Below are 22965 nucleotides of genomic sequence, written 5' to 3'. Positions count from 1 at the left end.
GCCTAACCCGGTTTACAGCGGCGGAATACGCAGCTTTTGGCCCGGATAGATTTTGTTCGGATCGCTCAACATCGGTTTGTTGGCTTCGAAAATCTTCATGTATTTATTGGCATCACCATAATATTTCTTGCTAATGGCAGACAAGGTGTCGCCACTAACCACATCGTGGTATTGGGCAGCGGCGTTGCTTTGTGCCACCGCCAATTGGTTGTCCACATCAGAAACACCGGTAACGTTACCGGCAGCCAAAGTGGCTTTTTCACTGGCTTCTTGTGTGGGCGCATTACCGCCCAAAATCACTTTGCCGGTGCTGCCGTCAAACGCCACGGCCAGATTGGTCAAGCCCAAGTTTTGTTTTTCAATATAGTCTTTAATCGCCACTGCTGCCTTGGCATTCAAATCGGCTGCATTGGCCTGTGCCGCCTGGGCGATTTCTTTTTCATCCTTGCCAAAAAGTTTTTCGCCGGCGTTTTTGATAAAACTGAACAAACCCATGTTTTACTCCTTATCTGAGTAATAAATAAACTGAGCAATAAAATACCCGAACCATTTCGGGCACCGCTGCTAAGATAAGCCTTCGGCAGCAAAAGTTCAAGCCTGTACACACAAAGATAATTTCAAATGCCAAAAATAAGCCCAAACACAAAAAAGGCTGCCTAAAGCAAAGCTTCTGCGAAGCTAAAACTTTCAGGCAGCCTTTTTAATCCAGCACCAAAGCGCTTTATTCTACGGCAGGAACCACAGCAACGGTGATGTTGGCCACGGCATCGTGATGCAGCGCCACTTCAACTTCGTACTCACCCACGGCTTTCAAGGGGCCGTTGGGCAGGCGTACATCGCTTTTGGCCGCTTCAACACCGGCAGCACGGATGGCTTCGGCGATGTCGTGGTTGGTTACCGAACCGAACAGGCGGCCGTCTACACCGGCTTTTTGCGCCACGGTAACGGTTTGGCCGTCCAGTTTTTCTTTGCGTGCTTGGGCATCGGCCAGAATTTCGGCTTGTTTGGCTTCCAATTCGGCGCGGCGCTCTTCAAACTTGGTCAGGTTAGCGGCAGTGGCACGTTGTGCTTTGCCTTGCGGAATCAAAAAGTTGCGGGCATAGCCATTTTTTACGGTAACCAAGTCACCCAGATTGCCCAAACCGCCCACTTTTTCTAACAAAATAATTTGCATGTTGTGTTGTCCTTAATTATTTGTGTTGGTCGGTGTACGGCAGCAAAGCCAAGAAACGGGCGCGTTTGATGGCACCGGACAGCTGGCGTTGGTAGCCGGCTTTGGTGCCGGTGATGCGCGCCGGGATAATTTTGCCGTTTTCGGCGATAAAGTCTTTCAGCAAGTCTACCGCTTTGTAATCCACTTGTTTGATGCCTTCGGCAGTGAAGCGGCAGAATTTTCTGCGTTTGAATGATTGACGAGCCATGTCGTTTAACCTTTATATTTCGTAAATTTGTTGTATATGCAAAACGGGGCGGGGATAACGGCGCCCTTTTTGAGCCAGAAATCCGCTTACGCGAACCATGCAGCCCTGCCGGTGTTGCCAGCTTAAGGCGGCTTCGCCCATCAATTTGGCTTCCATTTCCATTTTGGCCAAATAGCGCTCACCCAATTCGTTTTGCCACGATTCGTGGCTAAGCCATAATGTCAGCACAGGCAGGCCTGCGGGGGTGTAGCGGATGGGGTCTGCGGTTTTGATTTGGGCGCAGAGGCTGAGCTGGTTATCCAATCGGCCGCTTACGCTTCGGCGCTTTCTGCCGTAGCTGCGGTGCCGTTACCGGCCAACAGGTTTTTGGCCTTCTCTTCTTTCATCATCGGAGAAGCTTCGGTAACCGCTTCGTTCATTTTCACGGTCAGATGGCGCAGCACGGCGTCGTTAAAGCGGAATGCGGTTTCGATTTCATCGATAACGGCAGGGCTGCATTCCACGTTCATCAACACATAATGTGCTTTGTGAATTTTGTTGATGGGGTAAGCCAATTGGCGGCGGCCCCAGTCTTCTAGGCGGTGGATTTTACCGCCTGATTCGGTAACCATGGCTTTGTAACGCTCAATCATGGCACCTACTTGTTCGCTTTGGTCCGGGTGGACGATAAACACGATTTCATAATGACGCATGTGTACTCCTTGTGGCTAATCAATCCTTTTACCATGCGTACAGTAAAAGGCAAGGTTGGAAAACTCGGCATTATAGCCTTGTTTTCAGTATCAAACAAGATTTTATAAAATCCCTATTGCCGTGATTAACCGCTTTTAACCTATGCTGGCTTGTGGGACAGCGGTTTTTTTCTTACTATTTCGGCTTGATTGGGCGCTGGCCGTGGCTTTTTTAGCCTAAAATTCAGGCAGCCTTGCAACAAAACACCATTACCGCTAATCCAAGGCGCTCTGCAAGCGCCTGCACAGAGCCAACTTTCGTTGCTACTTACTGATTGATATAAAGAATACTTATGGCTTCATCTACCATTGACAAGCTGGCCGACAGCAGCCAAGCGCTTATTGACACCACTCACTCCGATGTCATGTCGTTTTTCAGCAATCTGTTTACCCGGCAGGAATTTACTGCCCGCCTAGTGGAGCGCAGTTTCAATACCACCAGCGGCCTGCTGGAATTGGCCTTATGCGCGGGCTTGATGTTGCTGACATTCTGGCTTAGCCGCCTAATCATGCGCCGCCGCCATCAGGGCGATATCAGCGGCAAGCGCCAATTTATCCGCCATTTGATCCAGCGCATTTTGTGGCCGGTATTGCTATTGTTGGCCGCAGTCGCCGCCATGTATCTCTGGAAGGCCACCGGCCATCGCGAATTGTGGTTGCAATTGCTGGTGATGGCCGCGCGCTGGATGATTGCCATCCGCTTTGTGCTGGCGGTTTTGCATGCCGTTATTCCCAATGGCCGCTTCAGCAGCCAGCTAGAGCGCAGCTTGGCGGCGGTGTTGTGGGTGGTTTTTGTGTTGTGGCTTACCGGCTTGGATGCATTCATTATTAATGTGTTAAAAAGCATGGTCATCCCGCTGGGTTCGAGCAAAATTTCGGTCTACACCATCCTCACCGGCTTGCTGTCGGTGTGCGTGGTGGTGGTGGTGGCTTTATGGGTGGCGCAACTGCTAGACAACCGACTGATGCAGGTGCAGCGGCTCGATTTGAATTTGCGGCTGGTACTGTCGAAAATCGTTAAAACTTTACTGGTTACCATTGCCGTGCTCGCCGCTTTACCGATGGTGGGCATCGACTTAACCGTATTGTCGGTATTTGGCGGCGCCTTGGGTGTGGGCTTGGGTATCGGCTTGCAGAAAATCGCCAGTAATTATATTTCCGGCTTTATTATTTTGTCCGACCGCTCCATCCGCTTGGGCGACCGCCTCACCGTAAACGACTTCACCGGCTATGTCACCAAGATCACTTCCCGCTTTGTGGTTTTGCGCAGCGCCGGTGGTGCCGAAGCGCTGGTGCCGAACGACAATTTTATTTCCTCTACCGTGATTAATGAGTCCTACACCGGCAAGTCCTTATGGACCAGCCTGGATGTTCAGGTAGCCTACGCCACCGATTTGCCACAGGCACTGGACATCATGACAACCGTGGCGGCTCGGCAGGAGCGCGTGGCCGCCGACCCGGCGCCCAACAGCTTTTTGGTTGGCTTTGCCGACTCTGGCATCAATTTGCGGCTGGGTTTTTGGGTGAATGACCCCGAAAACGGCTTTTTGGGGCTGAATTCGGCCATTTTGCTGGATATTTGGCGCCGCTTTAACGAAGAAGGCATTGAATTCCCCTTCCCGCAGCGCGAAGTGCGTATTCTGAACGATGCCGAAGACAACAATGTAGCAGCCGCTTCATTGCAAGCGGCAGCACAGCTTACGCGGCAAAACACCCGGTCCAACGAACCGGCCAGCGCCGGGGCCGACGCCGTTGACAGCTCCGAGCAAGACGGTGGTGCCAATGATAAATAGCACCGCCCCAACCGCGGCTTATAAACAACCTGTTTCGGTATTGGTATTGATTTATGGCACGGATGGACGGATATTGTTATTGGAACGTGCCGATCGCCCCGGATTCTGGCAATCGGTAACCGGCAGCCTAGAAGCAGGCGAAACCCCGTTTCAGGCAGCCTTGCGCGAAGTGGGCGAAGAAACCGGTTTGCAACAAACGGCAACACAGGCCTTATACGATTGGCAGCACAGCAGCGAATACGAAATCTACGCCCACTGGCGCCACCGCTATGCACCGGGCGTCACCCGCAACACCGAGCATGTGTTTTCACTGCAAGTGCCCGCCAACAGCGCCATTTGCTTGGCGGCCAAGGAGCACATCGCTTGGGGCTGGTATGATTTGCCCACCGCTGCGGCCAAAGTATTTTCGCCTTCTAATCGCGATGCGCTGCTGGCCTTGCCCCAGTATTGGCCACTTTAGCCAAGGAAACACCACCATGAACAGCATTACCGTAGCCACCTACAATATGCACAAAGGCATGTCTGCGCTCAACCAGCGCGTACAGCTGAGCCAAATGGCCGATGCCTTGCGCCAATTGTCGGCCGATGTGTTGTTTTTGCAGGAAGTGCAAGGCGAAAACCTGCGCCGGGCGCAAAAATTGGCCGACTTTCCACACGCGCCGCATCACGAAGTATTGGGCGAAGCGCTCACCTACCATCACCGCAGTTACGGCAAAAATGCCGAATTTGCCCAGCGCCACCACGGCAACGCCATTTTGAGCCATTTGCCCATTGCCACCAAAAACAATGTCAATATCAGCGTAAACAAATTGGAGCAGCGCGGCGTGCTGCATTGCGAAATCCAGCCCGACAGTTGGGATTTGCCTTTAGTGTGTTTGTGCGCCCACCTTAATCTGCGCGAGCCGGATCGCATCAAGCAATACCAAGCCATTTACGACTACGTAAACGAACACATCCACCCCGACAGCCCGCTGATTTTGGCCGGTGATTTTAACGACTGGCGCCACCGCTCTTGTGAAAACCTGGGCGAAAACTTGGGCTTAAACGAAGTATTCGCCAGCCAGGGCAGCCGCCCGAAAACCTTTCCTGCCCGCCTGCCGGTGCTCAGCCTCGACCGCATCTACACCCGCCACTTGGATATTGTGGCCACCCGCAGCCATCGCGGCGCACCGTGGCAGCATTTGTCCGACCACCTGCCGCTCAGCGCCACCCTCACGCCGCAACGCAACATTATTAAAGAACTGCGCCCGGCCTCGGCACGGCATGTGTAGCATTTTGGCTGCCTGAAAAGCCAATAACAAAGCCCCGCTAAAAGCGGGGCTTGTAGCTTAAAGAAGCCATCGGCAAACCGGCTTATTCCACCGTTACCGTAACCCCTTCGAGCTCATATTCCAAATCTTGCAAGGCTTGCACCTGTTCCGAAGGCGTAGCGGGCTTGTGCTCTACACCCATTAAAGTGCCTAAATACGGAAAAATCTGCGTCAAATTTTGTGTATTTTGCGGGGTAGCATGCAAGGTAAACGTGGGTTTGCCGGTATAGTTCAGGCGCCACCAGCTAGTCACTTGATAATTTTTCTCACTGTCCATCAGCACACTGAGTAATGGCGGGAAAGTCATATTTTGGCGCATGGCCACAATACGACCACGGCCATCCAAATAGAAATCGGTATGGGTTTTCATGGCGCCCAATATCTGTTCCATTTCGGTATCGCCGGGCTTGGCATATAACTTGGCAAACCAAGCCAAGGCTTCTATGGTGTTTTTATAATCTTCGGCACTGATGCCGGCTTGCGGGTTGTTTTTGGCCGTTTCCGCCAATTGGCTGCGCAGGCTTTCCATCATGGCCGCAGCCAATTGATTGCTTTGTTTCAGCGTGGTATCCAGACCCACCCGGTAACGGGCGCCCACTTTGCGGCCATCCTCATCCATATCCAGCTTTTGATAAGCCTGCTTGTCTAAGGCCGCATAACCATCATCAAGCGCTTTGGGTACCGCAGCCAAAATGCTTTGCATCGGAATGTGCTTGCGCCACTCTTCAGGCAGCCCTACCCGCACCAGCTTATCGCCCAAAGGCTGCATACTGGAGTCGGAAGCAAACATATCCACAAACGGCGCCACAGCAGCCGGATCCGCCAATAAGGACAAATCGTTGATATTTATTTGCATTGGTAATTTTATCGACACCATGGCATTGCGCGTATCGTAGCGTAATTCAGGAATCAGCTCGATTTTACCCGCCGGCAAATCCACGGCACCGGTATACGGCACTGATACGCTGCGCATCCAGTGGCGCATCCATTGGCTGTATTCGGTTTTTTTCTCTGCAGACACCACCGGCTCTGTTTCGGCAACTGTGGTATCTTCAGCAACGGCCACTGCTGCTGCGGCCGCAGTGGCTGCATCAGCAGCGGCGGCGGCAGTGGCTGCATCAGCAGCGGCACTGGCTGCATCAACAGCGGCGGCGGCATTTGCAGCGGCAGCATTTGCAGATGCGGTGCCTTCAGTACATTCATCCCCTCCGCCGATACATTTGGCCACTGCGGCCACCGCCGTATCCGCCAGTGCCGCCGAAGCTGCTTGCGCCGCAGGCACATCCACTTCCTGCACAAACATCTTACCTTCAAAGTTGTATTGATTATCGCGGGTAAGATTGTGCTGCACCGCGTAGCGCACCATTTCATCGGCGCTTTTATTGCCGATGCTGCTGCATGCACCCAGCACCAAAGCCGAGGTGGCCATGGCCAGTAGTCGAATAGAGGTTTTCACGACTGCTCCCTTTTAAGTAAATAGAACAAAAACACCAACACACTATAACAAAATCATCACAAAACACAACCAAAGGCTGCCTGAAAACGTTTGAATACCGTTTCAGGCAGCCTTTGCTGTGTTATTGTGCCTGCAATAACTGGCGCCAACGCGCCACTTGCGCCCGCACTTGCGCCGGCGCGGTGCCGCCCAAGTGGTTGCGTGCATTGAGGCTGCCTTCGGGGGTGAGCACTTCGTACACATCGGCATCAATCAGGCCGGAAAAGGTTTGCAGGGCTTGCAGCGGCAAATCGCTTAAATCCACATTCAGGCTGTCGGCATGGCGCACCGCCAATGCCACCACTTCGTGGCTGTCGCGAAACGGCAGGCCTTTTTTCACCAGATAATCGGCCAAATCGGTGGCGGTGGCAAAGCCTTGCAGCACGGCAGCGCGCATGTTTTCCGGCTTCACGGTAACGCCGCGCATCATGTCGGCATAAATGCGCAAGGTGTCGATTAAGGTGTCTACAGTGTCGAACAGCGGCTCTTTGTCTTCTTGGTTGTCTTTGTTGTAGGCCAAAGGCTGCGATTTCATCAAAGTAATTAAGCCCATTAAATGGCCGATAACACGGCCGGATTTGCCGCGCACAAGCTCGGGCACATCGGGGTTTTTCTTTTGCGGCATGATGGAAGAGCCGGTGCAAAAGCGGTCGGCAATGTCGATAAAGCCGAAACGCGGGCTCATCCACACAATTAATTCTTCCGATAAGCGCGACAGGTGCAGCATCACCAAACTGGCCGCGGCGGTAAATTCAATGGCAAAGTCGCGATCCGACACGGCATCGAGCGAATTTTGGCAAATGGCCTCAAAACCCAATAGGTGGGCGGTGGTTTCACGCTGAATCGGATAAGTAGTGCCCGCCAATGCCGCCGCCCCCAAAGGCATGCGGTTTACGCGGCCGCGACAGTCGGCCATGCGCTCGAAATCGCGCCCCAGCATTTCCACATAAGCCAGCATATGGTGGCCGAAGCTCACCGGCTGGGCTACCTGAAGATGGGTAAAGCCGGGCATCACCACATCGGCATTGGCATCGGCTAAATCTACCAAGGCTGCCTGAAGCGCCTGAATCAGGTTTTGGATGGTGCTGATTTCATCGCGCAGCCACAGGCGGATGTCGGTGGCCACTTGGTCGTTGCGGCTGCGGCCGGTGTGCAGGCGTTTGCCCGCATCGCCGATTTTATCGGTGAGCCGCCGCTCAATGTTCATGTGCACGTCTTCCAAATCGAGCGACCACGCCATTTGTCCGGCTTTGATTTCGGCCTCAATCTCGGCCATGCCCTGCTTAATCGCCGCCACATCTTCGGCACTCAACAAACCAGCTTCGTGCAACATCTGCGCATGTGCCAGCGAGCCTTGAATATCCCACTTGGCCAGCCGTTGGTCGAAATCAATCGAGCCGGTGTATTGCTTCACCAATTCGCTTACCGGTTCGTTAAAACGGCCGGACCAGGTTTTGTTGTTCATCGATGGGTTCCTTTATTCGTATGGAATTGAATGACAAATGGGATAACAAGGCTGCCTGAAGGTTTTTTGTCTTTCAGGCAGCCTTGCGCAAACCAGTGCATAATTTCAAATAGACCTTGCAAGCATTACTCTGCTTGCTGCGCCAAGGGCGGGCCTTTCAGCTCCACGGTATTGCCTTCCGGGTCGTACACATAAATCGACGGCCCGAAGCCGTCGGCTCCGTAGCGCACTGCCGATGCTTCGATATCATAGCCGTGCTGAGCAAAATGGGCGCGGATGGCGGCTTCGTCAAAAGGCTCTATGCGCAGGCACAGATGATCCAAGTTGGCGTGCTGTTGCAGCGGCACGCCGCGGCCGTTTTGCCCCAGCGGCGAAGTTGTCGGCACCAAGTCAATCAACGATGCGCCCGCACGCAGCTGAATCAAACCCAAATTGTCCAGCTGCCGCTCTTGGGTACAGCCAAGCACATTGAGGTAAAAATCAAGCATGGTTTCTTTGTTTTCGATGCGCAGCAGCACATGATCCAAACCCAGAATAGTAAATGCCATAATGCTTACTCCTATGCCACGCCACGGGCGCGGTTTTCATGAAAGGCTGCCTGAAAATCGGCAAAACGGCCTGCTTCAATGGCGGTGCGGATTTCGGCCATTAAGGTTTGATAATAGTGCAAATTGTGGATGGTATTGAGCTGGGCGCCCAAAATTTCGCCGGTGCGGTGCAAATGGTGCAAATAAGCGCGGCTGAAATTTTGGCAGGTGTAGCAGCTGCAGCTTTCGTCTAGCGGGCGGGTATCGTGCTTGTGTACAGCGTTTTTGATTTTCAAATCGCCAAAGCGGGTAAACAGCCAGCCGTTGCGTGCATTGCGGGTGGGCATCACGCAATCGAACATATCCACCCCGTGCGCCACGCCATACACCAAGTCTTCCGGCGTGCCCACGCCCATTAAATAATGCGGCTTGTGTGCCGGCATCATCGGCCCCACGGCGCGCAACATACGGTACATTTCCGGTTTGGGCTCACCCACCGACAAACCGCCGATGGCCAGCCCCGGAAAATCCAGATCTTCCAGGCCGCGCAGCGATTCTTCGCGCAAATCTTCATACATGGCGCCTTGTACAATGCCGAACAAGGCATTGCGGTTGCCCAAGCGGGCAAATTCGGCGCGGGAGCGCTCAGCCCAGCGCAAGCTCAACTGCAAAGACTGGCGCGCCTGAGCATGGCTGACATCGCCGGGCGGGCATTCGTCTAGCTGCATCACAATATCGGAATTGAGCACGGTTTGGATTTGCATCGAAATTTCCGGCGATAAAAATAATTTGTCGCCATTGAGCGGGCTTTGAAACGTACAGCCCGCCTCGGTGAGCTTGCGCATTTGCGCCAGCGAAAACACCTGAAAACCACCGGAATCGGTGAGAATCGGCTTATCCCAGCCGATAAAATCGTGCAAACCGCCAAATGCGGCCACCACATCCAAGCCGGGGCGCAGCCACAAATGAAAGGTATTGCCCAAAATAATTTGCGCTTGAATGTCGTGCAGGTTTTGCGGCGTCATCGCCTTCACCGAGCCGTAGGTGCCCACCGGCATAAATACCGGCGTTTCAATGCTGCCGTGGTTGAGTTCAAGCGTGCCGCGGCGGGCGTGGCCGTCGGTTTTGTGTAGGGTAAATTTGAGCATAGTAGTACAGTGGGGTTTCGGTATTTTTAAGTAATATCAATTTGGGTTTGGCGCATTAAGAGCCTGTTCACGGTCTTTTTTGTAGCGGATTTTAGTGCAGAAACGGGTGCAGGCAAGGCAAAAAGCACAGCCAAAGCCCGCTTTGGTGCGCATTTTTAACGCAGCATGTGCCTGTTTATGTGCTGAAAACAGCACAATAAAAGATTGTGAACAGGCTCTAAGCCAATATCCACATTATTTTTCATTTATGGCTTGCAGGGCGCGATTATAGCCCAAAGCGCCGTTTTTGGCTGCCTGAACCCCGTTGCCGCTGCCCTGTCTGCTTGCCAAGATAGCGGCGCATCAGCTAAAATACTGCCTTTGCGCAGGCATATAGCTCAGTTGGTTAGAGCACCACCTTGACATGGTGGGGGTCGTTGGTTCGAATCCAATTATGCCTACCACCTTTGTTTAAACAACAAAAGCATGCGGTGCAATCGCAGCTTTTGTTGTTTTTGCTGTTCAGGCAGCCTGTTTGCCCGTTTTTGGATTTATTTGGAGTTTGCATGTTACACATCACCCTGCCCGACGGCTCCGTCCGTTCTTTTGAAGCCCCCCTCAGCGTACACGACGTGGCGGCTTCTATCGGCACGGGCTTGGCCAAGGCCGCGCTGGCAGGCAAGGTAAACGGCAAACTGGTGGACACTTCATATGTGCTGGATGCTGATGCCGATTTGGCCATCATCACCGGCAAAGATGCCGAAGGCTTAGACATCATCCGCCACTCTACCGCCCACTTGATGGCCTATGCCGTGCAGGAACTATTCCCCGGCGCGCAAGTCACCATCGGCCCCACCATTGAAGACGGCTTTTACTACGACTTCGCCTACGAGCGCCCGTTTACCCCGGAAGACCTCAGCGCCATCGAAGCCAAAATGACTGAGCTGGTGAAGCGCGATATCCCGGTGGAGCGCTTTGAATTAAGCCGCGACGATGCGGTGAAATACTTCTTGGATTTGGGCGAAAAATACAAAGCCGAAATCATCCAGAGCATTCCCGCCGATGAAGTGCTGTCGCTCTACCGCGAAGGTGATTTTACCGACCTGTGCCGCGGCCCGCATGTGCCCTCTACCGGCAAATTAAAAGTATTTAAACTGATGAAAGTGGCCGGTGCCTATTGGCGCGGCGACAGCAACAACGAAATGCTGCAACGTATTTACGGCACAGCTTGGGTAAATAAAGAGGATTTGAAAGACTACCTCTATCGCTTGGAAGAAGCCGAAAAACGCGACCACCGCAAACTCGGCAAACAATTGGATTTATTCCACTTGCAAGACGAAGCGCCGGGCATGGTGTTTTGGCACCCTAAAGGCTGGAATTTGTGGCAAAACATTGAGCAGCACATGCGCCGCGAGCTCACCGCTGCCGGTTATCAGGAAATCAAAACCCCGATGATTATGGATCGCAGCTTGTGGGAAAAATCCGGCCATTGGGAAAACTACCACGAAAACATGTTCATCACCGAATCGGAAAAACGCACCTATGCGGTAAAACCGATGAACTGCCCCGGCCACGTGCAAGTGTTCAACCAAGGCCTGCGCTCCTACCGCGACCTGCCCATGCGCCTAGCCGAATTCGGCTCTTGCCACCGCAACGAACCTTCCGGCGCCCTGCACGGCCTAATGCGTGTGCGCGGCTTTGTGCAAGATGATGCGCATATTTTCTGTACCGAAGCGCAAATTGTTGAAGAATCCAAAGCGTTTAACCAATTGGTGATGCGCATTTATCAGCAGTTTGAATTCCATGACGTAGCGGTAAAACTGTCGTTGCGCCCGGAAAAGCGCGCCGGTAGCGATGAAACTTGGGACAAAGCCGAGCAAGGCTTGCGCGACGCCTTGGCTGCCTGCGGCGTGAGCTGGGAAGAATTGCCCGGCGAAGGCGCGTTTTACGGCCCCAAAGTGGAATACCATATTAAAGACGCGCTGGGTCGCTCATGGCAATGCGGTACCTTACAGCTCGATTTTGTGCTGCCTGAGCGCCTTGGTGCGGAATACGTTACCGAAGACAATGGCCGCGCCCGCCCGGTAATGCTGCATCGCGCCATTTTAGGCTCGATGGAGCGCTTTATCGGCATCTTGATTGAAAACCATGCCGGCTCTTTCCCTTTGTGGCTGGCACCAGTGCAAATGGTGATTATGAACATCACCGAAAACCAAGCCGACTACTGCCGCGATTTGGCCGAGCGCCTCACCACCGCCGGTTTCCGCGTGGATTTGGATTTGCGCAACGAAAAAATCGGCTACAAAATCCGCGAGCACAGCTTGCAACGCCTGCCCTACCAATTGGTGGTGGGCGATAAAGAAAAACAGGAAAACAAGGTTGCCGTGCGCCGTCGCGGCGGTGAAGACTTGGGGCAGATGCCGATAGAAGATTTTATCGCCCATCTCAAACAAGAAATCGCCTTGTTACAACATTAATCTGAAGAAGGAGTACTGTCATCGCTCAAGAACGTGAAGCACGCATCAACGGTGAAATCACCGCCAAAGAAGTGCGTTTAATCAGCCAAACCGGCGAACAACTGGGCGTGGTTTCCACGCGCGAAGCCATGGACATGGCCGCAGAACAAGATGTGGATTTGGTGGAAATCTCCCCCACCGCCAAGCCACCCGTGTGCAAATTGATGGATTTTGGCAAATTCAAATACGAACAAGCCAAAAAACGCGATGAAGCCAAAAAGAAACAAAAACAGGTGCAAATCAAGGAAATCAAATTCCGTCCCGGCACCGATGATGGCGACTACAACATCAAAATGCGCAACATCAACCGCTTTTTGGAAGACGGCGACAAGGTGAAAGTCACCTTGCGCTTCCGCGGCCGCGAAATGGCCCACCAAGAGCTGGGCGCGCAATTGCTCAAACGCGTGGAAGCCGATTTGGCCGAAGTGGGCAGCGTAGAGCAGTTTCCGAAAATGGAAGGCCGCCAAATGGTGATGATGATTGCGCCGAAGAAAAAATAAACACCAATAAGCCTTGTCGAATCGATGCGTCGGCATTTCAGGCAGCCTTTTAAATAGGCTGCCTGAAACCCATCCTCTTACCGCAAAATCACTTTTTTGCAGCATCCGCATCACATCGGCACCGCAAAACTTGTATTATCGCCAGCTTATGGCTATAATGCTCAGCTTCGCTCGGATTGCCGTGCCGAACGAAGCACAACAACGGCAATAAAACCGTGGTGTACGGGTCTGTTTTCTGAAAACAAGTATTGCTAAGACCTGTTCACAATCTTTTTTAGAGCCGGTTTCAGTACAGAAACAAGTGCAGGCAAGGCAAAAAGCACAGCCAAAGCAAGCTTTGGCGCGCATTTTTAACACAGCATGCGCGTGTTTATGTGCTGAAAACGGCATAATAAAAGATTGTAAACAGGTTACAAGGCAATCACCCCTCACCTTATCCCAAAACGATGGAGTAATCCCATGCCAAAAATGAAAACCAAATCGAGCGCTAAAAAGCGCTTTAAAGTGTTGGGCAATGGTGGTGTGAAACGCGCTCATGCGTTCAAGCGTCATATTTTGACCAAAAAAACCACCAAAAACAAACGCCAATTGCGCGGCACCTCTATGGTGAACGAACGCGACATGGCTTCCGTTTCCAAAATGTTGCCCTACGCTTAAGGAGTTAAACCATGCCACGCGTAAAACGCGGTGTAACCGCACGTGCCCGTCATAAAAAAGTATTAGCCCTGGCCAAAGGCTATCGTGGTCGTCGTAAAAACGTCTACCGCGTTGCCAAACAGGCGGTAATGAAAGCAGGCCAATATGCCTACCGCGACCGCCGCCAGCGCAAACGCCAATTCCGTCAATTGTGGATTGTGCGTATCAACGCCGCCGCCCGTGAAAACGGCTTGTCTTACAGCAAATTCATGAACGGCCTGAAACGCGCCGCCATCGAAATCGACCGCAAAGTGCTGGCCGATATGGCTGTATTCGACAAATCTACCTTTACCCAACTGGCCGAAAAAGCCAAAGCCGCACTGGCTTAAACCGGGTTTAAGTAGCCAAAAAAGGAAACTTCGGTTTCCTTTTTTTATTTCAGGCAGCCTATAGGCTGCCTGAAAGCACGCCTGCCTTTGCAGCGTACAAAACACTGTTTTTCCGCCCTTATTCGCGTTAAAATAAACCCTTTGTGCCCGGCCGCTTTGCGCCTGCCGCCACATCACCCCAATACCAATCTTCAAAGACCAACACCATGATGGAAAACGCCAACCGCATTGTTGCCGAAGGCATTAGCGCCGTAAACAGTGCTGCTGATTTAAACGCACTGGAGCTGATTAAAGCCCGCTATCTGGGCAAAACCGGCGAACTGAACGCGCTGCTGAAAACCTTGGGTCAAATGAGCCCGGACGAGCGCAAAACCGTGGGCGCCCACATCAATGAATGCAAAAACCGGTTTCAGGCAGCCTTCAATAGCCGCCGCGATGCGCTCAACGAAGCCAAGCTGCAAGCCCAATTGGCCGCCGAAGCCTTGGATGTAACTTTGCCCGGCCGCGGCCAAGGCAGCGGCGGTCTGCATCCGGTTACCCTCACCTTGCAACGCATTGTCGAGCTGTTTCACGGCATGGGCTTTGAAGTGGCCGACGGCCCCGAAATCGAGAATGATTTTTACAACTTTCAGGCGCTGAACATTCCCGCCAACCACCCGGCACGCGCCATGCAAGACACCTTTTACGTGGAAAACGGCGATGTATTGCGCACCCACACCTCGCCGATTCAAATCCGCTATATGCTGGATAAAAAAAATCCGCCCATCCGCATTATTGCGCCCGGGCGCGTTTACCGCGTGGATTCCGACGCCACCCATTCGCCCATGTTCCACCAAGCCGAAGGCCTATGGGTGGAAGAAGGCGTGAGCCTGGCCGACTTAAAAGCCGTGTTTACCGACTTTATCCGCCGCTTTTTCGAGCGCGACGATTTGCAAGTGCGCTTTCGCCCCTCATTCTTCCCCTTTACCGAGCCTTCCGCCGAAATCGATATTCTGAGCGACAACGGCAAATGGCTGGAAGTGGGCGGCTGTGGCATGGTGCACCCCAATGTACTGCAAAACGTGAATATCGACCCCGAAAAATACACCGGCTTCGCCTTCGGCATCGGCTTAGACCGCTTTGCCATGCTGCGCTACGGCGTGAATGATTTGCGGCTGTTTTTTGACAATGATTTGAATTTTTTAAAGCAGTTTAATTAAATCAACATGAGTGGCGTATCCATCAGCCATAGTGCTGCCATTCCTGAAATCTTAATCGACACCATCGCATCGATTATCGAACAGGCACGCCACCATGTGCGCCAAAGTGTGAACAGCGCCATGGTGCAAAGCTATTGGGAAATCGGCCGTCTGATTGTGGAGCATGAGCAGCAAGGTGAAAAACGGGCCGCTTATGGTAAAGCGCAATTACAGCACATCTCCACCCAATTAAGCGCACGCTTGGGCAGAGGCTTTGATGTCACCAATTTGCGCAATATGCGCAGCTTTTATTTGGCCTTCCCCATTCGAGAGACAGTGTCTCTCGAATTGAGTTGGTCGCATTACAACCGTTTAAGCCGCATTACCAACCCCGAAGCAAGGCAATGGTATGTGCAAGAAACATTGATACAAAATTGGAGCGTGCGCGCACTGGACCGCCAAATCAGCAAACTCTACTACGAGCGCTTGTTGGCCAGTCAAAATAAGGCTGTTGTAATCGAAGAAGCCGCCGAACAAACCGGCTTATTGGCCGACAACATCCACCACTATCTGTGTGACCCCTATATTCTTGATTTTTTGAATTTGCAAGACAAAACTTATCAAGAAAGTGATTTAGAACAAGCTATTATTGATAACTTGCAGGCCTTTTTACTGGAGATGGGCAAAGGTTTTGCCTTTATCGAACGACAGCAACGCATCCGCTTTGCCGACGAAGATTTTTATATTGATTTGGTATTTTACCACTACAAATTAAAATGTTTTGTGCTGGTGGATTTAAAGCTCGGCAAACTAAAACATCAAGATGTCGGCCAAATGGACACCTATGTACGCTTGTACAACGAAAAGCACAAAGCTGCGGATGACAACCCCACCATCGGCTTGGTGCTCTGCAGTGAAAAAAGCGATGCAGTAGCCCGATACTCCGTTTTATCCGATCAAAAACAGCTTTTTGCACTGAAATACCTGCCTTATTTGCCCAGCGAAAGCGAACTGCAAGCGGCATTGGCGCAGCAACGTGAAGCAGCTTTGCTGCGATTAAACAAGCCAAGATAAAGTAAGCAAACGCACAATCTAAATAAAAAACCAACCTACTGAGATTTAACATGCAATTTTCGCACAACTGGTTAAGCACCTGGGTCAACCCCGATTTGTCTGCCGAGCAATTAGCTCATCTGCTCACCATGGCCGGGCTGGAAGTGGAAGAAGCCGAGCCTGCCGCCCCCGCCTTTAGCGGCGTGGTGGTGGCCGAAGTAAAATCGGTGCAAAAACACCCCGATGCCGACCGCCTTAACATCACCCAAGTGGATGCCGGCACCGGCGAATGGCTGCAAATCGTTTGCGGCGCGCCCAATGTGCAGGTTGGCATTAAAGTGCCCTGCGCCCTGCCCGGCGCGGTATTGCCCGGCAATTTCAAAATCAAGCCCACCAAAATGCGCGGCCAAGTATCTAACGGCATGTTGTGTTCGGCCAAAGAACTGGGGCTGCCTGAAGACGTAGACGGCTTGCTGATTCTGGCCGCAGATGCCCCAGTGGGCGCAGATATCCGCGCCCATCTGGATTTGGACGACACCGTTTTCACCCTCAAAATCACCCCCAACCGCGCCGATTGCCTTAGCATCAAAGGCATTGCCCGCGAAGTGGGTGCGCTAACCCAAGCCACGGTAACCCCAGTGGCCGAACAAACCGCCAACGTAAGCATTGACGATATCCAGCCGGTGCGCATTGATACGCCTACCGATTGCGGCCGCTTCCTTACCCGCGTGATTCGCGATGTCAACGCCGCCGCACCCACGCCCGCATGGCTGAAACAACGCCTGCATCGCAGCGGCGTGCGCAGCATTTCCGCCTTGGTCGACATTGGCAACTACGTGATGTTGGAGCTGGGTCAGCCCATGCATGTATTTGATGCCGACACCCTTTCAGGCAGCCTGATTGTGCGCCGTGCCACGGCGGGCGAAACCTTGGCCTGCCTGAACGAAAAAACCGTTACCCTGCAAGCCGATACCTTGGTGGTGGCCGACGAAACGCAAGCGCTGAGCATGGCCGGGCTGATGGGCGGCAATGCCAGCGCCGTTCATGAGGCCACCCGCCATATCGTGCTTGAATGCGCTTGGTTCGCTCCCGCCATTATCGCCGGCAAAGCGCGCCAATACGGCTTTGGCTCCGATTCATCTTTCCGCTATGAGCGCGGCGTGGATTACGCCTTGCAGCAACAAGCAATCGAACGCGCCAGCGTGCTGATTGCGCAAATTTGCGGTGGGCGCTGCGGCCCGGTAACAGAAGCGCTGGGCAATCTGCCCTCGGCACAGCAAGTGCCGCTGCGTTTGGCGCGCGCCGAAAAACTGCTGGGCGTGCCACTGCAAAGCACACAAGTGGAAACCATGTTGCGCCATCTGGGCTTGCAACCGCAGGCCAATGCCGCCGGTTTTGATGTTACCGCCCCCAGCTTTCGCTTTGACATCGCCATCGAGGCCGATGTGATTGAAGAAATCGGCCGCGTGTATGGCTACGAAAACATCCCTGATCAGCACACCAGTGGCCGCTTGGCGATGATTAAGCTGCCGGAAACCCGGCAAACTCGTTTCGACATTTACCGCCAAATGGCTGCGCGCGGCTATCAGGAAGTGGTGAGCTATGCCTTTGTTGACGAAGCATGGGAGCGCGACTTTGCCGCCAACAGCCAGCCCATCCGCCTGCAAAACCCGATTGCCAGCCACATGAGCGTGATGCGCTCCACCCTGTTTGGCGGCCTGGTTGAAGTGTTGCAAAACAACCTCAACCGCAAACAAAACCGCGTGCGCGTGTTTGAAGTGGCGCGCGTGTTCCACAAAAACAACGATGCCAGCTTTAGCCAAACCGAAAAAATCGGCGGCTTGGCCTATGGCTTGGCGCTACCGGAGCAATGGGGCGAAAGCAGCCGCCACATTGATTTTTACGATGTTAAAGCCGATATCGAAGCCTTGCTCGGCCGCCAAACCGTGCGCTTTCAGGCAGCCCAACACCCGGCACTGCACCCCGGGCGCACCGCCGCCATCATGCTGGGCGGTGAAACCATCGGCGTCATTGGCGAATTGCATCCCAAATGGTTGCAGCAATACGATTTGCCGCAAGCACCCTTGTTGTTTGAAGTGAATTTCGACACCGTATTGCAACGCGATAAAGTGCGTTACCAACCGCAATCGAAATTCCAGCCCGTGCGCCGCGATTTGGCCTTTGTGCTGCCCGAAGCCACCACCGCCCAAACCTTGCTTGATGCACTGGCCAGCATAAACAACCCGCGTATCCGCCAAATCAACCTATTCGACGTGTACCGTGGCACAGGGCTGCCTGAAGGCATGAAAAGCATTGCCGTCAACATCCAGCTGCAAGACCAAGACGCCACCCTCACCGACGCGGATGTCGACGCGATTATGGCCGCCCTGATTGAAGCCGCCCGCACTGCCGGTGCACAATTGCGCGGATAGAGCAAAAGAACTTGTATTTTTATGTTTTATTCGCTTGAATATAAACACCATTTTGGCGATAATACGCCCTTGTTTTTAAGAAAGTAATGGTATGACTTTAACCAAAGCCGAATTGGCCGACATTTTGGTAGACAAAGTGGCCGGCATGACCAAGCACGATGCCAAAGAAATCGTGGAACTGTTTTTTGAAGAAATCCGCACCACCCTTGAGCGCGGCGAAGAAATTAAAATCTCCGGCTTCGGCAACTTCCAGCTGCGCGACAAACCGCAACGCCCCGGCCGCAACCCCAAAACCGGAGAAGAAGTGCCTATTTCCGCCCGCCGTGTGGTAACCTTCCACGCATCGCAAAAACTCAAAGGCATGGTGGATCATTTCTATGGCAAGCAACAATCTTAACGCACTGCCCCCCATTCCGGCGCAACGCTATTTTTCCCTGCACGAGCTGTGCCGCTTGGCCGACATCAGCCCGGCACAGTTTGCTGTTTGGCAACACGAAAACGGTGTGGTGGTGGGCTACGGCGGCAGCCGCTACACCCGTCGCGATGTGCTGAAAATGCGCCAACTCAGCCACACTTTTGCCCCGTATGTGGACGCCTTTACCCGCAATCAAACCGATGTAAACGGCAACCCCGCCATCGATGCGGATGAAGCCCGCCAACAATTGCAAAAATTGTTAAGAAACATCGAAACCGCACTTGCCAAATAAACGGTGTTCTTCTATAATTCCGCTTCTCTTGAGTCGGAGTGTGGCGCAGTCTGGTAGCGCACTTGCATGGGGTGCAAGGGGTCGAAGGTTCGAATCCTTTCACTCCGACCAAATAAAACAAAGGTTTAGCTGAATTTTAGCTAAACCTTTATTTTTTATGTTTCTCATGGGGTAGACGGTGGGGTAGATAAAAAATAGATTGCTATTGAACGCTATTGTTAACGTTTAGACATTTAAGCTTGGTTTGGCTATTCACCACCTTATTAGTCAGCTTGCATTACCACCTTATCAACAACCCCAACTTCTCTCTACTGCAGTTTCTGTTCCAATCTGTGTTACCGGAGCCTGCACAACATCAGAACTACTAAGCCATCATTCTTGCAGATCCACTTCAAAGCTCTTAAGAAATACATCTTCCCAAGTGTGGTAGTCAAATGAAGCTATTTTCTCACACTCTCGCAGCCAAGCATCACGCATAATTTTATTATTGGGCAAGCCATTGCTTGCTTTTACCACCAATAAAGTGATATCGGGTATTTTCTTTCGAGTGCAGAAATCGGCAATGTGTCTCAGCAATTTCTTTGTGGTCAGATGATGGCCACTTTGCATTTTGTGCGTCAATGCTTTAAACGTAATGGTTTTATCTTGAGGAGCCAATTCACTTAATTTAATCCAAATATTCAACAAAACTTCATCTATCGGCAATGCTGAGGCAGAACGTTGATTAGAAGGTGTTATCCCCATGTTTTCATGCTGGATGTCCAGCAGTTCATCTAACTGCTGTTGTGATAGCTTAAGATGGCCAAAGCGCGCTACATAGCCCAAATCAATGGCAAAAAAAGTATCTTCATTCAACTGATTAAAATAGATGGCTAAATCGTGTAGGTGCGTCTTTAATTCAGCGAGTTCTTGGAATGAGACAAAATCCCGTTGCCCAATTTGACAAAGCATTTTCTTGCTTACTAGGCTCTTCTTGATGGCTTTCTCCGCCATCACTGCTTTGAGTCGATGTGCTGTTATTTTCAATTCATCCTCCTATTTTTCTAAATTGATAGCTATTCTATATCACAGATTATTTTATCTTAATATTTTACTTAAGAAAAATCTAAATAAGAAATATTAAATACCAATATTTAAATATATATTGATTTTAATAAAATTTAAAAATAAATTTAACTGTTGATGTTTTTTTATATCAGATATAAAGTTATATCTAAATCTATAATCCTCGGTAATTTTCGGAGATATTATGCGTAAAAATGAAAAAAAACAGATTTCAGAATTGGCAAATACAATTGTCAATTCAGTGATGCTGGAAAAGTTATTTCTATTGCCACTTTTTTGTGACAGAATCAGTGAAGCATGGAAAAAAATACTTCCGTCAGATCAGCAGGCAGAAGTTTCAATATTATCCAGAATAGAATCTGAATATTTCGACAGTGACATCAGGAATAGATTACTCAACTTGAAATACCATTTAAACGATGTTTCATTATTAATTGGCAGGTATAAAAAAATACAAGAACGCAACCAACGAGAAAATTCAGATACTAAGTGTAAGCTCTCATTCGAAGAAGAATTGCTTTTTATAACACCAGATACTAGTAAGTACTACTATCTACCAACAACATCTGAAGACGGTTTATATGTTGACTTCTACCGTCTTTTTAAACTGAAACCAATTTCAGGAGCGATAATTTTAGAAGACAAGAGGTTATTCTTGAGGCAAGAGCTGACGTTAGATGATTTATTTAAATTGGATAATGAGTATCAAAAGAAATTCCACACCTACCGTAAACACCAACAACACATGTTAGCGGTAATGGCCGGGCAACCCCAAAAAGGGCACGTAGGCATCCATCTTAATTTATTGATGCGCAATGGTCCTATGGATACAATTGAGCTAAGTACATTTCAGCAATATCGAAGGCGATTGCTAAGAGCGCTTACACAGCTCAAGCCCGATATTGAATACGTTTGGTTATTGCGTAATGAAATGTTTCGTGGATTCAATTTGCATTTGATGGTCAATGACTTCAGACTCCATGGTTTGATTATTGAGTTGTGGCAAGAAATTACCCACGGCCAAGGTAGCTGTTGTCACATGGACTGGGGAAAAAACAGGGCTGATATTGAACATGTTACCGAAGCATTGGCCTTTCTAAGGCCGATGTTTTTAGAACGCAGTGATGATTGGGGAGGCACTCGGCGCTATGGAGCAAGTAACTAATTACACAAATACATCACCTATTTTAGCATATTTTAGTTTGGTGGCCGATACCCTATCGTGCTTAATGCAATGTGTAAAATTGAGGGAATACACGTGGAAGAAACAGATTGACCAATTTCACAAAAACATTCGTTTTGTCAATCCGAGCAATCACAATCAAAGTGCGATTGATTTTATGCAGCGTTTATCTCTGTTTAACCATCCAGATCTCTTAAATTACCCACATACGAATCATTGGCATTGGGTGTACCATCCTTATCTGGATGGATTGCATACTGTAAACACTATAACTGAATCTAGATCTACTTTTTACAAGATTTTTAATGCACATCAAGTCAATTCTGCAATACAAGCGGCGGATATTGGCTGGTGTTATTTATCGCTAGTAAAAAAATTTCTCTCTAAAAATGCCGATAAAAAGCAACTTCGGCGGTTTCATGAAAACCACAAACGCCATCAATCCGCTGTCGTGGACTTGGTGCAAAAATACTACCATTCCGAACCCGACCCACAAGGTCAAGTATACCAATTCAGCTATCCATTCTCAGAACAATTCGATTATACCGATACCAGTGTTGAACGCATGTTAAATGAATTTGGGGGCTACTGGGGGAAGTTGATAAATGATATCAAAAGTGTGGATACAAATTTAAATGTTAAGATTCATTTTATTAAAAAATTGAATGTCTTATTTGACCCTCCCCGAATGAATGGATTGGTTTATATTGAAAATTTTAAAAATGAACATCTTAAATTATCGGATTATCCAAAACTGAAGCTTGAGCCAATTAATCTGCCACCCCTACCTACTCTCTTACCAACAACCGATTTAAAATCAAAGACAGATGTCAAAAATGGCGTCCTCAAAGCTTATCGGGAACAACAGGTAGAAAAAAGAGCGGAAAAAAAGAAGCTATTCAATCAAGAAGTAGAACGGGTTAAGCAATTTTTACAACTGGATTTGGAAATGGTGGCTCAGTTAAAATTTAGCACTCAAGATGAACCGGGTAACTTGACCAATAAGAGTAAAAAGCGCTTTTTTTCTACATCATATTCAATCGAATAGTGTAGGTGGTCAGTAAAAATATTGAACCTGCCATGGCCAACGATTAAAAATTTTTTACAGGGCAAAGGGTTGTATGAGCGATAGGTACGTTAAGTTTTTAACCTACCGACTCTCCAATTTAACTTAACTGGAGTTTTCATACATGCAACCCGAAATCAAAATCCTGCGTATCACGGCACTGGCCAACAAATTGTCAATCAGCAGATCCACCATCTATGATTGGCTCAACCCCCACTCTCCCCGTTTTGACGAATCATTCCCCAAACCCATCAAACTAGGCCAATCGTCCACCGGATGGCTGTCCAACCATGTGGATGACTGGCTGCAAGCCAAATTCCTTGAGCAGCACAGTGCTTCAGAAGACCTGCAATAGGGGTTGAGATGAAACC

Annotated in this window: 25 protein-coding genes and 2 tRNA genes; 17 read left to right on the top strand and 10 right to left on the bottom strand. The window is 50.6% G+C overall.

All coding sequences use genetic code 11. The features are described 5' to 3' along the window. Positions 1–12: 12 nt before the first annotated feature. The 5 genes from lysM to rpsF form a co-directional block, all read right to left on the bottom strand. Positions 13–495: a peptidoglycan-binding protein LysM gene (gene lysM / locus JQU52_RS08945; protein ID WP_230338163.1), complete on the bottom strand. Its 483-nt coding sequence runs from the start codon at positions 493–495 to the stop codon at positions 13–15. A 226-nt stretch (positions 496–721) separates the two neighbouring features. Then, on the bottom strand, positions 722–1174 hold the full coding sequence (gene rplI / locus JQU52_RS08940; protein WP_230338162.1) for a 50S ribosomal protein L9: 453 nt from the start codon (positions 1172–1174) through the stop codon (positions 722–724). Between the two features lie 16 nt (positions 1175–1190). Continuing rightward, a complete protein-coding gene (rpsR, locus tag JQU52_RS08935) occupies positions 1191–1421 on the bottom strand; it encodes a 30S ribosomal protein S18 (protein ID WP_230338161.1) in 231 nt (76 codons plus the stop codon). A gap of 12 nt (positions 1422–1433) precedes the next feature. After that, entirely contained in the window at positions 1434–1724 is a 291-nt protein-coding gene (gene priB / locus JQU52_RS08930; RefSeq protein WP_230338160.1) for a primosomal replication protein N, read from the bottom strand. Positions 1725–1732: 8 nt separating this feature from the next. Next, positions 1733–2113 carry a 30S ribosomal protein S6 gene (gene rpsF / locus JQU52_RS08925; RefSeq protein ID WP_230338159.1) on the bottom strand — a complete coding sequence of 127 codons (381 nt, stop codon included), beginning with the start codon at positions 2111–2113 and terminating at the stop codon, positions 1733–1735. A 404-nt stretch (positions 2114–2517) separates the two neighbouring features. Between rpsF and JQU52_RS08920 the strand changes: the two genes are divergently transcribed. Genes JQU52_RS08920 through JQU52_RS08910 form a run of 3 tightly spaced genes read left to right on the top strand, consistent with a single transcriptional unit; the run spans position 2518 to position 5216 of the window. Beyond that, on the top strand, positions 2518–3945 hold the full coding sequence (locus JQU52_RS08920) for a mechanosensitive ion channel family protein (protein ID WP_230340558.1): 1428 nt from the start codon (positions 2518–2520) through the stop codon (positions 3943–3945). After that, positions 3935–4405: a dihydroneopterin triphosphate diphosphatase gene (gene nudB, locus JQU52_RS08915; RefSeq protein ID WP_230338158.1), complete on the top strand. Its 471-nt coding sequence runs from the start codon at positions 3935–3937 to the stop codon at positions 4403–4405. The genes JQU52_RS08920 and nudB overlap by 11 nt, the downstream gene beginning before the upstream one ends. Before the next feature lie 16 nt (positions 4406–4421). Further along, positions 4422–5216 carry an endonuclease/exonuclease/phosphatase family protein gene (locus JQU52_RS08910; protein WP_230338157.1) on the top strand — a complete coding sequence of 265 codons (795 nt, stop codon included), beginning with the start codon at positions 4422–4424 and terminating at the stop codon, positions 5214–5216. Between the two features lie 82 nt (positions 5217–5298). On the opposite strand, the gene JQU52_RS08905 is transcribed toward JQU52_RS08910, so the two are convergent. The 4 genes from JQU52_RS08905 to tgt all read right to left on the bottom strand — a co-directional run bounded on the left by JQU52_RS08905 (position 5299) and on the right by tgt (position 9890). Next, entirely contained in the window at positions 5299–6711 is a 1413-nt protein-coding gene (locus JQU52_RS08905; protein ID WP_230338156.1) for a hypothetical protein, read from the bottom strand. A gap of 121 nt (positions 6712–6832) precedes the next feature. After that, positions 6833–8215 carry an argininosuccinate lyase gene (gene argH, locus JQU52_RS08900; protein WP_230338155.1) on the bottom strand — a complete coding sequence of 461 codons (1383 nt, stop codon included), beginning with the start codon at positions 8213–8215 and terminating at the stop codon, positions 6833–6835. A gap of 125 nt (positions 8216–8340) precedes the next feature. Beyond that, complete coding sequence (locus JQU52_RS08895) at positions 8341–8763, bottom strand: VOC family protein (protein ID WP_230338154.1); 423 nt, start codon at positions 8761–8763, stop codon at positions 8341–8343. An 11-nt stretch (positions 8764–8774) separates the two neighbouring features. Then, positions 8775–9890, bottom strand: a complete 1116-nt coding sequence (tgt, locus tag JQU52_RS08890; RefSeq protein ID WP_230338153.1) for a tRNA guanosine(34) transglycosylase Tgt — start codon at positions 9888–9890, stop codon at positions 8775–8777. A 366-nt stretch (positions 9891–10256) separates the two neighbouring features. Here tgt and JQU52_RS08885 point away from each other — a divergent pair. From JQU52_RS08885 to JQU52_RS08835, 11 genes are all read left to right on the top strand, one after another. Then, positions 10257–10333 (top strand) — tRNA-Val (locus tag JQU52_RS08885). Positions 10334–10435: 102 nt separating this feature from the next. Then, a complete protein-coding gene (gene thrS, locus JQU52_RS08880; protein ID WP_230338152.1) occupies positions 10436–12346 on the top strand; it encodes a threonine--tRNA ligase in 1911 nt (636 codons plus the stop codon). 20 nt (positions 12347–12366) lie between these two features. Then, positions 12367–12885 carry a translation initiation factor IF-3 gene (infC, locus tag JQU52_RS08875; protein ID WP_230340557.1) on the top strand — a complete coding sequence of 173 codons (519 nt, stop codon included), beginning with the start codon at positions 12367–12369 and terminating at the stop codon, positions 12883–12885. Positions 12886–13344: 459 nt separating this feature from the next. Then, positions 13345–13542 carry a 50S ribosomal protein L35 gene (gene rpmI / locus JQU52_RS08870; RefSeq protein ID WP_047760357.1) on the top strand — a complete coding sequence of 66 codons (198 nt, stop codon included), beginning with the start codon at positions 13345–13347 and terminating at the stop codon, positions 13540–13542. Positions 13543–13553: 11 nt separating this feature from the next. Continuing rightward, the gene (gene rplT / locus JQU52_RS08865; RefSeq protein ID WP_230338151.1) at positions 13554–13910 is read left to right on the top strand and encodes a 50S ribosomal protein L20; all 357 of its coding nucleotides are present in this window, start codon (positions 13554–13556) and stop codon (positions 13908–13910) included. 209 nt (positions 13911–14119) lie between these two features. After that, the gene (pheS, locus tag JQU52_RS08860) at positions 14120–15109 is read left to right on the top strand and encodes a phenylalanine--tRNA ligase subunit alpha (RefSeq protein WP_230340556.1); all 990 of its coding nucleotides are present in this window, start codon (positions 14120–14122) and stop codon (positions 15107–15109) included. Between the two features lie 6 nt (positions 15110–15115). Next, positions 15116–16162: a PDDEXK nuclease domain-containing protein gene (locus JQU52_RS08855; protein WP_230338150.1), complete on the top strand. Its 1047-nt coding sequence runs from the start codon at positions 15116–15118 to the stop codon at positions 16160–16162. Between the two features lie 50 nt (positions 16163–16212). Further along, positions 16213–18573 carry a phenylalanine--tRNA ligase subunit beta gene (gene pheT, locus JQU52_RS08850; protein WP_230338149.1) on the top strand — a complete coding sequence of 787 codons (2361 nt, stop codon included), beginning with the start codon at positions 16213–16215 and terminating at the stop codon, positions 18571–18573. A gap of 91 nt (positions 18574–18664) precedes the next feature. Beyond that, positions 18665–18970 (top strand): integration host factor subunit alpha, encoded by a 306-nt coding sequence (locus tag JQU52_RS08845; RefSeq protein ID WP_230338148.1) that lies wholly within the window; start codon positions 18665–18667, stop codon positions 18968–18970. Further along, positions 18951–19280: a hypothetical protein gene (locus tag JQU52_RS08840; protein ID WP_230338147.1), complete on the top strand. Its 330-nt coding sequence runs from the start codon at positions 18951–18953 to the stop codon at positions 19278–19280. Before JQU52_RS08845 ends, JQU52_RS08840 begins: the two co-directional genes overlap by 20 nt. A gap of 34 nt (positions 19281–19314) precedes the next feature. Then, a tRNA-Pro gene (locus tag JQU52_RS08835) sits at positions 19315–19391 on the top strand. A gap of 261 nt (positions 19392–19652) precedes the next feature. Here the strand turns inward: JQU52_RS08835 and JQU52_RS08830 are convergent. Next, positions 19653–20306 (bottom strand): hypothetical protein, encoded by a 654-nt coding sequence (locus tag JQU52_RS08830; RefSeq protein WP_230338146.1) that lies wholly within the window; start codon positions 20304–20306, stop codon positions 19653–19655. Between the two features lie 223 nt (positions 20307–20529). On the opposite strand from JQU52_RS08830, the gene JQU52_RS08825 reads away from it, so the two are divergent. From JQU52_RS08825 to JQU52_RS08815, 3 genes are all read left to right on the top strand, one after another. Next, positions 20530–21510: a hypothetical protein gene (locus JQU52_RS08825; RefSeq protein ID WP_230338145.1), complete on the top strand. Its 981-nt coding sequence runs from the start codon at positions 20530–20532 to the stop codon at positions 21508–21510. Further along, a complete protein-coding gene (locus JQU52_RS08820) occupies positions 21494–22576 on the top strand; it encodes a hypothetical protein (RefSeq protein ID WP_230338144.1) in 1083 nt (360 codons plus the stop codon). Before JQU52_RS08825 ends, JQU52_RS08820 begins: the two co-directional genes overlap by 17 nt. 142 nt (positions 22577–22718) lie before the next feature. Beyond that, the gene (locus JQU52_RS08815; protein ID WP_230338143.1) at positions 22719–22949 is read left to right on the top strand and encodes a helix-turn-helix transcriptional regulator; all 231 of its coding nucleotides are present in this window, start codon (positions 22719–22721) and stop codon (positions 22947–22949) included. The last annotated feature ends 16 nt before the right edge of the window (positions 22950–22965 follow it).

The organism is Paralysiella testudinis, assembly GCF_016894345.1.
GTDB classification, from domain to species: Bacteria; Pseudomonadota; Gammaproteobacteria; order Burkholderiales; family Neisseriaceae; genus Paralysiella; species Paralysiella testudinis.
This window is presented reverse-complemented; position numbering and strand designations above follow the sequence as displayed.